Source organism: uncultured Chloroflexus sp., from assembly GCF_937951745.1.
In the GTDB taxonomy this organism is placed as follows: domain Bacteria; phylum Chloroflexota; class Chloroflexia; order Chloroflexales; family Chloroflexaceae; genus Chloroflexus.
In genome coordinates this window covers 29,047-42,103 of the sequence record NZ_CALFBQ010000044.1, presented here as the reverse complement: position 1 = coordinate 42,103, position 13,057 = coordinate 29,047, and the positions used below count along the sequence as shown (strand labels likewise).

Here is a 13,057-nt window from a genome sequence, read left to right as displayed (position 1 = left end):
GTCTTGGCACAACGCCGCACCGGCGTTTAGCTGCGATTGATCAACAGGTTGAAATAGCGATCAACGGTCGCAGTGTGATGGGGCAGCACCACCGTCGTGCTGTCAACTTCAGTGATAATGGCCGGGCCTTCGACCTGCATACCGGGGCGCAGCTTGTTGCGGTCGTAGAGCTTGGCCGTGATCCATTCGCCGTGGCGGTAGATCTGGTGTTCGCCAGTGTAGGCGCTACTAGCATCGGCATCACCCGGCTCGGCTTCAGGTAATTCAACTTTCGTTACCCGACCAATACCAACCGCGCGCAGATTGACGATCTCGACGTTGCTGTCGAGCATAAAACCGTAGGTGCGGTCGTGCAGCTCGTTAAAGCGTTGTACCAGTAACGGGATTAAGTCCTGCTCAAACTCAGCCTCGCTGACCGCAATCGGCATCTCGTAGCCTTGGCGGTAGTAACGCATATCAACGAAGTAGCGAATCTCTTGGCGGGCGGGCGGAATAGCTTCGGCGGCGAGCATAGCGCGGGCTTCGCGGCCCAGTTCGCGCAGTATGCCGACCATCTCTGCTTGATCTACCTGATCGACCGTGCGGATGTAGGTACGGGCAAACTCGTCACGGTAATCAGCGCTGAGATCACCAAGCGCGCAGAGCAGACCGGGGGCAGGCGGCACGATCACCGGGTAGCAGCCAAGCAATTCGGCCAGCGCGTTGCCGTGGAGCGGGCCGGCCCCGCCGAAGGCCATCAAAGCAAATTGGCGCGGATCGAAGCCGCGTTGGACACTGACCAGCCGCAGTGCGCCGAACATATTCTCGTTGACGATGCGCAAGATTCCCTCGGCAGCGTCCATCAAGCTCAAACCAGTCGCATCGGCGATTTTCTGCACTGCCGCTTTAGCTGCCGATATATCGAGCTGCATCGCACCACCAAGAATGCTTGGTGGCAAGTAGCCACAGACCAGATTCGCATCGGTAACGGTCGGTTCAGTGCCGCCTTTGCCATAACAGGCCGGGCCGGGCACTGCCCCGGCGCTTTGAGGACCAACCCGCAACGCGCGAGTAAGCGAAGGCACGTGGGCAATTGAGCCGCCGCCAGCGCCAACCGAACGCACATCCACCGACGGCACCTTCACCGGGAAGTAGCCGAGCACCGTCTCGCGGGCAATATTCGGCTCACCCATACAGAGCGAGACGTCGGTTGAAGTGCCGCCCATATCGAAGGTCAGAATATTGGGATACCCGGCGCGGATGGCGATGTGCAATGCGCCAGCTACGCCACCTGAGGGGCCAGAGAGCAGCGTATAGACCGGGTTTTCCTCAGTCGTCTCGGCAGTCATCAGGCCGGCATCCGAACGGAGAATGTTGAGCTTGGCTTGCACCCCCTGCTGGCGCAGATGCTGATCAAGGTTGTGAACGTAGGTCTTGACTTTTGGTTTGACATACGCATTCATAGTTGCGGTGAGCGTGCGCTCGTACTCGCGAAACTCCGGCAGCACGTCATACGAGATAGTTACTGGCAAGTTAGGGGCGACGCGCTGGGCAATCGCCTTCAGGCGGCGCTCGTGATCGGGGTTAGCATACGAATTGATCAGCGAAATCGTCAGCGACTCGATTCCCGAATCGACCAGCTCGCGCATCACCGCTTCGGCTTGGGCCTCATCGAGTGGGCGCACGACCTCGCCGCGCGCACTCATACGCTCGGATACCTCGCGGGTATCGGCCAGTGTTGCGGGCGGTTCCGGCTTAATCATGATCATCCAGCCCGCCAACGGCCCCGGCGTCTGCGAGCGGGCAAGGTGCAAGATCTGCTTAAAGCCTTCGGTGGTGATCAGACCGACACGCGCGCCTTTGCCTTCAAGAATGACGTTGGTCGCGACAGTGGTACCGTGCATGATCTGAGCGACTTGTGCGGGGTCAATGCCAGCTTGCTGGCAGATGGCCGCGATCCCGGTCAGCACTGCCTCTGACGGATCGTGGGGCGTGGAAGGGGTCTTGTGGCGCCAATAGCGCCCACTCTCCTCATCGAAGAGCATAAGGTCGGTGAAGGTGCCGCCGACGTCGACTCCGATACGATAACTCATGGCTCCATTCCTCCCGTTGAAACTGCTATCTCTGCCCTCATCCCCCCCGCCCTTGTTCCACCCCGTGAGAGAAGGGGGAGACGTAGTGAAGCGCTTCTGATCCGCCCCCTTTCATAACCGGTGGTTTGCCGGGGTCACCACCTGCGCGTAGACCGGCCCAGCCTTGCCGGTCAGCGCCGGTAAGGTCCGGCCCAGCGTTGCGCTCAGCCAATCGGATGCCGCAAGCAAAGCTGGCAGGTCGATCCCGGTCGGGGCGCCGATACCGTTGAACATGTGAACCAGATCCTCGCTGGCGATATTGCCGACGGCGCGGGGGGCAAAGGGGCAACCGCCGATCCCGCCTAAGGCTGCATCGAACGAACGGATACCGGCTTGCCAAGCGGCGAAGGCGTTGGCGTAGCCGGTATTGCGCGTATTGTGCAGATGAATCGTGAGAGTGACGTGTGGCAATCTGCGCACGGCCATCTCGCACAGCGCGGCCACTTGTGTCGGCACAGCCATACCGGTGGTATCGGCGAAGACGATCTCGTTCGCTCCCATATCGGCGGCATGCTCGGCAATCGAGAGCACCCGTGCGGGCGAGACATAGCCATCGAAGGGGCAGCCAAACGACGCGCCGATCGCGATCCCAAACGCTATGCCTTCACGACGGATCCGCAGTGCCAATTGACTAAACTCGGCTAACGACTCGGCAGTCGTGCGCTTGAAGTTGGCCTGATTGAGACCATCGCTAGCGGCTAGTACCAGCCGGACGTGGCGCACTCCGGCGGCGGCGGCCAATTCGTAGCCACGCTGGTTGGGGGCAAGAGCCGTGAAACGAAACGTATCATTACTGGTACGGGCGGCCAAATGGTGACCGCGCTCGATAAGGAGGCGCGCAATCTCGCCGGCTCCGGCCATCTGTGGCACCTGCCGCGGATTGACGAACGACCCGATTTCAACCCGCGGCACGCCCGCTGCGAGCAGACGCTCGATCAGCTCAACCCGCGTTGCAACCTCTAACACCTCAGGCTCATTTTGTAAGCCATCGCGAGGTGCGACATCAATGATCGTCACTGCTTCCATTAAATCACTCGCTTCGCTTGCAACGCCGCTACCTCGTCTTCGCTCAACCCTAGCAGATCGACGAACACCTCACGGTTATGCTGGCCGAGGGCTGGCCCTGTCCAATCAATCCCGCCGGGAGTGGCTGAAAGCCGGGGCACGACATTCTGCATTTTGATCTCGCCCAAATCGGGGTCAGGCACGCCAACAATCGACTGGCGGGCGATAAAATGCGGATCGCTCAACATCTCCTTGGCGGTATAGATCCGGCCAGCCGGGACGCCATACTCGTCCATCATGGCTTGGAGTTGATCAGCAGTGTAGTTGATCGTCCACGCCGCAATCAGATCATCGAGTTCAGCTTGGTTTTCGCCGCGCGCATGGTGGGTGGCGAAGCGCGGATCGCGAGCCAATTCGGGTTGGCCCATCGCTTGGGCAAGACGGGTAAAGATCGTATCGGCATTAGCCCCGATCACAAACCAACCGCCATCAGCAGTGGGGTAAATATTAGAGGGGGCGACATTGGGCAAAATATTGCCGGTGCGCTCGCGGATATGGCCGGTCAACTGATATTCAGGGATCATGCTTTCCATTAAAGCCAGCACACCCTCGTAGATACCAATATCAACGACCTGCCCCTGCCCGCTGCGCTGACGTTGATGCAGTGCAACCAACGCGCCGAGGGCAGCAAACGTCGCCGCAAGCGAATCGCCGATACTGATACCGATGCGGGTAGGCGGACGGTCGGGGAAGCCGGTGATTGCGCGAATGCCGCCCATCGCCTCGCCAATCGAACCAAAGCCAGCTTTATCGCGGTACGGGCCAGTTTGACCAAACCCGCTCACCCGGATCATGATCAAACCGGGATTCAGCGCGCTCAACTCTTCCCAACCCAACCCCCACTCTTCAAGCGTACCGGGACGAAAATTCTCCAGCACCATATCCACGTGGGGCACCATCCGCTTGACCAGCGCTTGACCTTCAGGGGTACGTAGATCGATCGTGACCGACTTCTTGTTACGGGCCAGTACCGACCACCACAGCGTGCGGCCCTTATAGCGATGGCGGCCCCACTCACGCATCGGATCACCCTTACCGGGCGGTTCAACCTTAATCACCTCGGCGCCGAAATCGGCCAACAACTGGCCGCAAAACGGCCCGGCCAAAAATGCGCCCAATTCGAGCACGCGAATATCATCGAGTGGTCGCGGCGGACGTTGGCGGCTCACGGTTCATTCTCCTCGCCGGACGCGACGGCAGCCGATTCCGCGCGCCGGCTCTGCAACAACACATCTCGACCATACAAAATATGCTCGCGCATCATGGCGCGAGCGCGATCGCCATCACCAAGCACGAGTGCATTGAGAATACTGCGGTGGAAAAAATTGGAAATTTGGCGCTCTTCTGGGCGATACCAATAGAACGAGCGAAACTGTAACGGTACCGCGACAATCTGATTGAGCATTGCAATCAGGCGTTGATTGCCGGCAGCTTCGGCAATCGTCTGGTGAAAGACGGCATTCTGCTCGACCAGAAAATGCACCTCGTCTTCGCGGCGAGCAAAGGTTTGGTTCAGCGAGTCTTCCAACGCTGCGGCAGCGGCTTCCATGCGAGCTAACTGTTCGGGGGAAATCCGTTGGGCGGCTAGAAAAGCGGCATGGCCTTCGAGCAGGGCGCGCAAGTCATACATCTCAAGCAGGTCATCAATCGTAAAACTGCGCGCCACTGCGCCTCGGTTAGGGAAGATCTGCACCAACCCTTCGGCGGCGGCGCGCACCAGCGCCTGCCGTACCGGCGTGCGGCTGACGCCGAGGTCGCTGGCCAATCGCTCTTCGACCAGCCGGGAGCCGGGCGGGTAATGGCCCTCGATCAACAACCGGCGCAAGCGCTGGTAAACCTGATCGGCGGAAGAAGATTCATCTGATGTATACAATCTAGTCATTACAATTCACTGTAGTAGCCGGTAAACTGCATGAGAGCATCGTCAAGCGACATGTAGATAACGTCATAAAGACATATCAAAACGCAATTATACCGAATAGTTATATTAGTTATGCCTTAGAAAGATTGTATACAATATACCAAAGGACGGTAGAGGTGTCAAGATCTCCGCAGCGCCGCATGGCTGTGTGGCTCCGTACACAACCAACGTATGGTCAGCAGGGTGTCGCCCTCGCCCCCCCGGCCCCTCTCCCGCCTCACAGCGAGAGAGGGAGAGCCGCAGTATGGCGGGCACGGCAGTGCGGGAGCGGAATGTAGCAGTGCTCCTCGTCCGCGCAGGGGAAGGCGCAGGGGGTGCGGGTGAATTAGGGTGGAGAGAATCGGGAGTAGGAATCAGATAGTTCCTCTCCCCTGCTCACCATTCCCAATCTTCTGCGTCCTTTGCGCCTTGGTCATTGGCTCTCACCCCTCGCCCTTCTCTCCCGCCTCACAGCGAGAGGGGGAGGTTGTTCATTCTGATAACCGAAACGCACACTTTGACGTATAGGCTTGCCAGAAAACGCCCTGTTTGCGCATGCGTCTGCTACCTTCCCCACATGCGCTACAATCACTCGTGTGGTGTCGCCGTTACCGCGAGCATTGTATGGCTCCTGCCCGTCCGCCTATCTCGGTGGTGATCCCCACCTACCACGCCCTACGCTACCTGCCGGCCTGCCTCAGCGCGGTGCAAGCGCAGTTGCGTCCGTATGACGAAATTGTGCTAGTTGATAACCGCTCACGCGACCACGCTGGCGCGTGGGTGCGCGCTCATTTGCCGGCGGTGCGCGTGATTGAGCTGCCGTACAACGCCGGTTTTGTCGGTGGTGTGAATGCCGGTATCGCGGCAGCGCGTGGCGAGTTGATTTGGCTGATCAACGATGATGCGCTAGCCGAGCCGGGTTGCGTGGATGCACTGTGGGATGCGCTGCGCGAACAGCCGGCGGCGGGTTGGGCAGCAGGAGTGTTAACCTTCAGCCGCCGCCCACAGGTGGTGGCTGGGGCCGGTATTCGCTTTCAAGCCGATGGCATTGCGACCGAGCGGGCGCTGGGGCTGCCGGTGGCTGCGCTGCCGGCCCAGCCGCAGCCGGTCTTCGGCGCCAGTGGCGGCTTGGCGTTGCTGCGGCGAGCAATGCTCGAAGACATCGGCTTCTTTGCCGACTTTTTCAGCTATCTCGAAGACGCCGATCTGGCGTGGCGGGCCCAGTTGCGCGGCTGGTCGTGTGTGTTGGCACCCCATGCCCGTGCGCGCCACGTCTATTCGGCCACCGCCGGCATGTTCAGCCCGCTCAAGCAGCGTCTGCTTGGTCGCAACCGGATCCGCATGCTGATCCGTTGTTTGCCAGCACCATTGCTAGCCGCCTGCTTGCCGTCAATCCTAGCCTACGATGGCATGGCACTGGCGTATGCCGCATTACGCCGGCAGCCGGATATGGTCGCTGGTCGCCTGATGGCGCTGGCTGAATGGCCGGTCTTGCAGCAGCAACGTCGGATTATTCAGGCCCGCCGCACCACTTCGATCACCGCACTGGCCCGCTGGATCGAGCCTCCCGGTGGGCCGTTGGCCGCGTTGCGCACGCAACGGCGCTTGGCGGCGTTGGTGGGGGAGTGATGTCGTTCACCCTCATCCCCAAGACGGAGAGAGCGACAACGCAACGGCGCAGCGATCGGAACGCAAAGGCACAAAGGACGCAGAGCAGCGCAAAGGGTATGGCATCGGATCATCCTCCGCGCTCTCAGCGTCCTCTGCGGTAACCTATGTTCCCGTCCCCCAGTGGGGGAGGAACAGGGGTGGGGGTAACAGGCCTGCGGGGGTTATATACCAAGGGGCAGCCGAAGCGCTGCCCGTTCGTAAATCTGCCCGCGCGTCTTGCGGCTTGACGTAGGACGCAGTTCTATTTCTTGACCAGTTGGACGTTAGTCAATAACTTCCACAACCGGTACCACCACGATTGTTCGCGGCGGAGGCGACGCGCTTCGCGCACCAGCCGTTCGTGTTCGGCATCGCGGATGAGATCGCGCTGATGCACCTCGGCAGCCGTCAACTCGAGCCACGTGCTATACATAACTAACCTCCTCTATCATTGAGCGACGCTCCGACGACGCTGTCTCGCGCCGGATGAAAACAAAGGTGCAACCTTTGCTTTCCATCAATCGTAGTGTATAATAGACACTAGAGATTGTGCGAAAAAATAACAATCACTGCCGGTTGTGGCTCGACCACTGTCCCACCAACAGCTTGAAGCGACCAGCAGGCAGTGCTACAATATAGGCAATGGTGAAGCATATGCACGTTTAGTCAAAGGAGACAACTATTAACGAGATTCGTACTCACGATGGCAAACGGCTCTATCCGACCGCTGTACCCCGCCGACGCGCGCTGCTTGTTGGGGCAGAAATTGCGAGTACGCACAGCCCATGGCCGGTTGAAGACTCGCTCGACGAGTTGGCCCTTCTCGCTAAGACAGCCGACCTTGAAGTGGTAGGTCGTATCTTTCAGCGCCTGCCTGAACCTTTACCCAAGTTTTTCATTGGCCCCGGTAAGGTCAAGGAAGTTGCTGCTCTGCGCGAGCAGACACAAGCCGATCTGATCGTCTTCGATGATGAACTGAGTCCGGCCCAGACTCGCAATCTTGAAGAGGAGTTGCAGACGCAGGTGATCGACCGCACCGGTCTGATCCTCGATATCTTTGCCCGTCATGCCCGTACTCACGAAGGGCGCTTGCAGGTCGAACTAGCCCAATACCAATACCTGCTGCCCCGTTTGCGCCGGCAATGGACGCACCTCGAACGGCAGGCCGGCATAGGTGGCGGTACTTCAGCGGGTGGCGTGGTTGGTCTACGTGGCCCCGGTGAGACGCAGCTTGAAATTGACCGCCGCTTGATCGAGCGCCGGATTGCATGGCTGAAAGAGCAACTGGCCGACGTTCACCGTCACCGCGAGCTGTACCGCCAGCGCCGCCGCCAGAGCGGTGTGCCAATTATCGCGCTGGTTGGCTATACCAACGCTGGCAAGAGTACGCTGCTCAATGCCATGACCGGCGCCGAGGTGTTGGCCGAAGACAAGCTGTTTGCCACCCTCGACCCGACCACCCGGCAGGTGTTGTTGCCCGGCAATATTGTCGCGTTGATGACTGACACTGTCGGATTTATCCAGAAGCTGCCTCCCAAGCTAGTTGCGGCCTTCCGCGCTACGCTTGAAGAGATCGAAGAGGCTGACCTGCTGTTGCACGTGGTTGATGTCACCCACCGTAACGCGCAAGAGCACGCTCAAACCGTTGAGCAAACCCTACGCGAGCTAGGGGTCGATCAAAAGCCGATTCTGACCGTGCTCAACAAAATTGACCTGCTCACAGGTGCGACTGCCGAGGGGATTGGGCAAATTGCGGCTGAAATGGGGCTGCCCGGCGATATTGTGGCCGTCTCGGCCCAACAAGGTTGGGGCTTGCAGATGCTCGGCGAGCGGATTGTCGAGACGCTGGCCAAGCGAATGGTGCGGGTGGAGGCGCTGATCCCTTATCAGCGCAACGATCTCGTGGCCCTCTGGCGCCAACGGGGTGTGATCGAGGTCGAAGAATTTGATAGCAACGGTGCGCATATTGTTGGCCGGTTGCCACCGGCGTTGGCCGCGCAATTTACCCGTTTTGCCCGCGCGTAATCCTTTGGGGCACAGCAGGGGCGCAGCTACACTGCGTCCCTGTGCTTTTTTTGCCGAGGACGTTTTGAGGACGCTCGTTTGCTACGATGGCTGCATAGCAGAGCACGCATCTAAACCGTTGGTATATATCGCTGCTCTGTTGTTGCTATTCGTCGCATACAAGGAGCGTCTGTATGAAGCACACGGTCATTTTGCTCGCAACGATCGTTCTTTTAGTTACTACGTTGGGACTCTCGCGCACAGCTGCCCAAAGCGGTACACCGGGATTGCAAGCGGTGCTAGGAACTGCATTCACCTACCAAGGTCGGTTGACCAATAGTAGCGGGGCGGTGAATGGCACCTGTGACCTTGAGTTCAAGTTGTACGATGACGCTGCCGCCGGAACCCAGATTGGCAGCACGCAAACCAAGACCAATGTCACGGTTACCAACGGCGTGTTTACCGTCGCACTCGATTTTGGTGTGAGTGCATTCAACGGTGATGCGCGCTGGCTCGCGATTAGCGTGCGGTGTCCGGCGGGAAGCGGTAGCTACACACCGCTCACCCCACGTCAACCACTTACCCCAGCGCCGTATGCACTGGCGTTGCCGGGGTTGTGGACGCAGCCCAACCCTACTAGCCCTAACCTGATTGGCGGCTTCAGCGGTAATAATATCACCAGTAACGTGATCGGCGCAGCTATCGGCGGCGGTGGCGACAATGCTTTCCCCAACCGCGTGACCGATAATTACGGTGTTGTCAGTGGTGGCTACAACAATCGGGCTGGTGACGATGCTGGCACAACTAGTGACAAATCGTATGCAACGGTTGGCGGGGGAGTTAGCAATACGGCTAGTGGTGACGGCGCTACGATTGCTGGCGGCGGCTACAGTGTGGCCAGTGGTGGAGGCGCCACCATTGGCGGCGGAAATGGCAATTCTGCTGCTGGTTCATATAGTACTATTGGTGGCGGTATTGGCAATAACGCTAGTGGTGATGGATCTACTATCGGTGGCGGTAACCAGAATGCCACAAGCAGTTCTCATGCTACAGTTGGTGGCGGCGGTCAAAACACTGCCAGCGGCGTCTTTGCCACCGTTCCCGGCGGTTCGCACGCGGTAGCCACTAATTACGGCCAGATGGCGTATGCATCAGGCTCTTTTGCGGTACCCGGCGATGCGCAAACCTCAATCTATGTCTTGCGCAACGTAACCGGAAGCTCTTCATCAGTTGAACTCTTTCTCAATGGCGGCACAGAGCGGATCACGATCTCCAACAATCGCACCGTCGTCTTTGAGGCTTTGATTGTTGGTCGGCAGACTGATGGCGAGTCTGCGGGTTTTCGCTTGAGCGGCGTGATTGCCAATGTCGGCGGTACAACGAGTTTAGTTGGTGTCACCCCCCTCGAAAGTTTAGGGAGTAGTACACTTACTATGGGTACATCGATTGTGTTCGTACTCGCTGATGATCCAACTGATACGCTGCGATTCTTGGTCGCAAGTAGCCCCCTAAATACTGCTTGGGTGGTAACGGTGCGAACAGTGGAAGTTAGCACTCAATGACTAGGAGGGTATCATGCGCTTGATCTACGTAATGCTTGTACTACTGGCACTGGCTAGTGTGCCGACAGTAAGTGTGACGCCGCTTGCCCACGCTCAAGCTGGTGCCGGGTATGACTTGACGTGGAGCACCATTGATAGCGGCGGCGCCACGTTCAGCACAGGGGGCGGTTATACGCTCGGCGGTACGATTGGTCAACCCGATGGCGGTGTGCTCAGTGGCGGCGGTTATACCTTGGCGGGAGGCTTCTGGGGTGGCGTGAGCAACACGGCGCGTCTCTTCGTACCGCTAGTGCAGCGGTAAGCTCAGGCCAGTTTACTGCGAGCGGTTGTATCTGTCGCAGGGGATGCCAGAAGGTATCCCCTGTTGGGTTCTGTGGTATGCTGAAATAAGCGTCTTTGCGATATCTTGTTGCTAAACCTATGCTTCGTTATCTACGCCTATTCGCACTTTTTGTTCACAACAGCCTGCAGTTGGCACTGGAATATCGGGTCAACTTTCTAACCGCTCTCTTGCAGAGCGGCCTTTGGCTCTTGTGGGGAGTACTCGGTACACTGGTCTTCTTCCAGTTTACCGGCACCCTCGGTGGCTGGACGCTGCCACAGGCCTTGTTGGTTGTCGGTCTCTTTCGCATCTTCGAGGGCTTGATCGATAGTATTATGCGCCCGAATATCACCCGCATCGTTGAGCACATTCAGAAAGGGACACTCGATTTTGTGCTGGTCAAGCCGGTTGACAGCCAGTTTATGGCTTCGCTGCGCCATGTTAATCTGCTTGTGCTACCTGATCTGCTAGTTGGGTTTGGCTTGATCGGTTACGGCCTCTGGTTGGGACAGATATGGCCTACTCCGATCCAGCTCTTAACCTTTTTCTTTCTGCTAGTTTGCGGCATCGTGACGGCCTACGCAATTTGGATGCTGTTGGCAACGACGGCCTTCTGGCTCGTTCGGGTCGAGAACGTTACTGAGCTGCTGACTGCCATCTACGAGACCGGCCGTTTTCCGGTCACCGCCTACAGCCCCGCAATCCGGTTGGTACTCACCTTTGTTATCCCTATTGCTTTCTTAACCACCTTTCCAGCCGCAGCCCTGATCGGGCTGCTCGAACCGATGTACCTTGCGCTGGCGCCGGTGATTGCCGGGGTGTTGTTGCTAGCAGCGCGGGCGTTTTGGCGAGTTGGGTTGCGTTCGTATACCAGCGCGTCGTCGTAATGGCATCACCGCAACGGCGCAAGGACACAAAAAGGACACAAAGAGGAACAGCCTAGTCGGCTACCGCCAAGCCCAACGCCTCACGTGCTGCGCCGGCCACGAACAGTGAGCCGGTAATGCAGATCAAATCATCAGGGCCGGCCAAAGTACGGGCAACGTCGACAGCATTAGCCACTACTGGGGCAATCTGCACTGGCGCCGTCGTCCATGGTTCTACCTCTGCCGCGATGCGGTCGAGATCCATCGCTTTCGGATGACTGGAACGGGTAATGATGATCTGCGCCGCGTGGGGCGCAAGTGCAGCAGCAATTGCGGCGATGTCTTTATCGCGGGAAGTGCCGAGGACGAGGATCATTCGGCGGTGTGGTATCGCTTGCGTAATCGCCTGCCAGAGCTTTTCTGCCGAATCGCCGTTATGGGCACCGTCGATCAAAATGCGCGGCGAGCCATCGATCAACTCAAACCGGCCCGGCCACCACGCCTCGGCTAACCCACGCCGAATCGCCTCATCACTGATTGCAATGCCTTGCCCGCGTAGTAGCAATGCTGTACCCATCGCTAACCGCGCATTTTCGCGTTGAAATGCACCGCGCAGCTTAGTTGGCTGCGGCGGCGCTGGATAGGTCAGCGGCAATCCGGCGCCGATCCACGGTTCAACGGCGGTTTCAGCGGCTAACCAGAGCGGCGCGCCAACAGCTTGCGCCTCAGCAGCAATTACTTGCGCCGCTTCTGCACGCTGCGGTACCGTAATCGCCGGTTGGCCGGCGCGGATAATGCCGGCTTTGTTGTAGGCAATGTCGCGCAACGTTGGCCCTAGTATCGCCATGTGGTCATAACTAATCGACGAGATCACCGCTACCAGCGGCGTGATCGTCGCTGCTGCGTCATAGCGTCCGCCCAACCCCACCTCCACCACCGCGAGATCGACCTGCTTGGCGACAAAGTGACGCATAGCAATCACAAAACCAATGTCGAACGTGCTGGGGCGGCCATAGGTCGCTACGTCAAACTCCTCTACCAGCGGTTGCACCGCATTGACTAGCTTCATCAGTGTCTGTTGGCTGATCGGCTCGCGATCAATCTGAATCCGTTCGCGGTACGAGCTAAGGTGTGGCGATGTCCACAATCCTACCTTCAACCCGGCAGCACGAGCCATCGCTTCGATCATTGCGCAGGTGCTGCCTTTGCCTTTCGTGCCGGCTACTACCACGGCACGCAAGTGGTGGTGCGGATTGCCGGCATCTTCCAATAACGCTGTAATCCGGGTCAGTGCGCGCGCGGCAATCGCCGGGTCAGGCGAACCCTGTCGGGTGGGGTCGATAAAACTGTAGATGTAGTCGAGTGCAGTTTGATAGGTAGTAATGGGCATAGCAGCATCTTCTCGCAAGACTGCACCCTATCGGGAATAGGTGGCGCAGGAGGTGTCTGTTGTTGGTGTATGATACCATTTCTACGCCATCTGCCCATACAGCATATGCCTTACATGACGAGCAACGGTCAGGGCGAGTTTCAAAGTCGCCCTGACCGGCACAGGTTGCCGGTACCCTATTCGTAAT

General features: G+C 58.5%; 11 protein-coding genes. 5 read left to right on the top strand and 6 right to left on the bottom strand.

The window, feature by feature from the left end; genetic code table 11:
• Positions 1 to 26: 26 nt before the first annotated feature.
• From Q1A59_RS10860 to Q1A59_RS10845, 4 genes are all read right to left on the bottom strand, one after another.
• Positions 27 to 2,072, bottom strand: coding sequence for a hydantoinase/oxoprolinase family protein (locus Q1A59_RS10860; RefSeq protein WP_298403195.1), 2,046 nt, complete (start codon positions 2,070 to 2,072; stop codon positions 27 to 29).
• A 111-nt stretch (positions 2,073 to 2,183) separates the two neighbouring features.
• On the bottom strand, positions 2,184 to 3,137 hold the full coding sequence (locus Q1A59_RS10855) for a hydroxymethylglutaryl-CoA lyase (protein WP_298403192.1): 954 nt from the start codon (positions 3,135 to 3,137) through the stop codon (positions 2,184 to 2,186).
• Positions 3,137 to 4,345 carry a CaiB/BaiF CoA-transferase family protein gene (locus tag Q1A59_RS10850; RefSeq protein WP_298403190.1) on the bottom strand — a complete coding sequence of 403 codons (1,209 nt, stop codon included), beginning with the start codon at positions 4,343 to 4,345 and terminating at the stop codon, positions 3,137 to 3,139. Before Q1A59_RS10850 ends, Q1A59_RS10855 begins: the two co-directional genes overlap by 1 nt.
• Positions 4,342 to 5,058, bottom strand: a complete 717-nt coding sequence (locus Q1A59_RS10845; protein WP_298403187.1) for a GntR family transcriptional regulator — start codon at positions 5,056 to 5,058, stop codon at positions 4,342 to 4,344. Before Q1A59_RS10845 ends, Q1A59_RS10850 begins: the two co-directional genes overlap by 4 nt.
• Positions 5,059 to 5,700: 642 nt before the next feature.
• Between Q1A59_RS10845 and Q1A59_RS10840 the strand changes: the two genes are divergently transcribed.
• Positions 5,701 to 6,705, top strand: coding sequence for a glycosyltransferase family 2 protein (locus tag Q1A59_RS10840; protein WP_298403185.1), 1,005 nt, complete (start codon positions 5,701 to 5,703; stop codon positions 6,703 to 6,705).
• A 283-nt stretch (positions 6,706 to 6,988) separates the two neighbouring features.
• On the opposite strand, the gene Q1A59_RS10835 is transcribed toward Q1A59_RS10840, so the two are convergent.
• Positions 6,989 to 7,159 (bottom strand): hypothetical protein, encoded by a 171-nt coding sequence (locus tag Q1A59_RS10835; RefSeq protein WP_298403182.1) that lies wholly within the window; start codon positions 7,157 to 7,159, stop codon positions 6,989 to 6,991.
• Between the two features lie 257 nt (positions 7,160 to 7,416).
• Between Q1A59_RS10835 and hflX the strand changes: the two genes are divergently transcribed.
• From hflX to Q1A59_RS10815, 4 genes are all read left to right on the top strand, one after another.
• Positions 7,417 to 8,751 (top strand): GTPase HflX, encoded by a 1,335-nt coding sequence (hflX, locus tag Q1A59_RS10830; RefSeq protein ID WP_367280897.1) that lies wholly within the window; start codon positions 7,417 to 7,419, stop codon positions 8,749 to 8,751.
• Between the two features lie 173 nt (positions 8,752 to 8,924).
• Positions 8,925 to 10,292 carry a hypothetical protein gene (locus tag Q1A59_RS10825; protein WP_299644968.1) on the top strand — a complete coding sequence of 456 codons (1,368 nt, stop codon included), beginning with the start codon at positions 8,925 to 8,927 and terminating at the stop codon, positions 10,290 to 10,292.
• A gap of 13 nt (positions 10,293 to 10,305) precedes the next feature.
• Positions 10,306 to 10,593, top strand: a complete 288-nt coding sequence (locus tag Q1A59_RS10820) for a hypothetical protein (protein WP_298403176.1) — start codon at positions 10,306 to 10,308, stop codon at positions 10,591 to 10,593.
• 119 nt (positions 10,594 to 10,712) lie between these two features.
• Positions 10,713 to 11,501: an ABC transporter permease gene (locus Q1A59_RS10815; protein WP_299644967.1), complete on the top strand. Its 789-nt coding sequence runs from the start codon at positions 10,713 to 10,715 to the stop codon at positions 11,499 to 11,501.
• 52 nt (positions 11,502 to 11,553) lie between these two features.
• Here the strand turns inward: Q1A59_RS10815 and Q1A59_RS10810 are convergent, their stop codons facing one another.
• The gene (locus tag Q1A59_RS10810; protein WP_299644966.1) at positions 11,554 to 12,870 is read right to left on the bottom strand and encodes a folylpolyglutamate synthase/dihydrofolate synthase family protein; all 1,317 of its coding nucleotides are present in this window, start codon (positions 12,868 to 12,870) and stop codon (positions 11,554 to 11,556) included.
• Positions 12,871 to 13,057 lie beyond the last annotated feature (187 nt).

Bases quoted from the DNA above. Each gene is read 5' to 3' on its own strand.
- Q1A59_RS10860 (WP_298403195.1), bottom strand. From the start codon at position 2,072: ATGAGTTATCGTATCGGAGTCGACGTCGGCGGCACCTTCACCGACCTT.
- Q1A59_RS10855 (WP_298403192.1), bottom strand. From the start codon at position 3,137: ATGGAAGCAGTGACGATCATTGATGTCGCACCTCGCGATGGCTTACAA.
- Q1A59_RS10845 (WP_298403187.1), bottom strand. From the start codon at position 5,058: ATGACTAGATTGTATACATCAGATGAATCTTCTTCCGCCGATCAGGTT.
- Q1A59_RS10840 (WP_298403185.1), top strand. From the start codon at position 5,701: ATGGCTCCTGCCCGTCCGCCTATCTCGGTGGTGATCCCCACCTACCAC.
- Q1A59_RS10835 (WP_298403182.1), bottom strand. From the start codon at position 7,159: ATGTATAGCACGTGGCTCGAGTTGACGGCTGCCGAGGTGCATCAGCGC.
- Q1A59_RS10825 (WP_299644968.1), top strand. From the start codon at position 8,925: ATGAAGCACACGGTCATTTTGCTCGCAACGATCGTTCTTTTAGTTACT.
- Q1A59_RS10820 (WP_298403176.1), top strand. From the start codon at position 10,306: ATGCGCTTGATCTACGTAATGCTTGTACTACTGGCACTGGCTAGTGTG.
- Q1A59_RS10815 (WP_299644967.1), top strand. From the start codon at position 10,713: ATGCTTCGTTATCTACGCCTATTCGCACTTTTTGTTCACAACAGCCTG.
- Q1A59_RS10810 (WP_299644966.1), bottom strand. From the start codon at position 12,870: ATGCCCATTACTACCTATCAAACTGCACTCGACTACATCTACAGTTTT.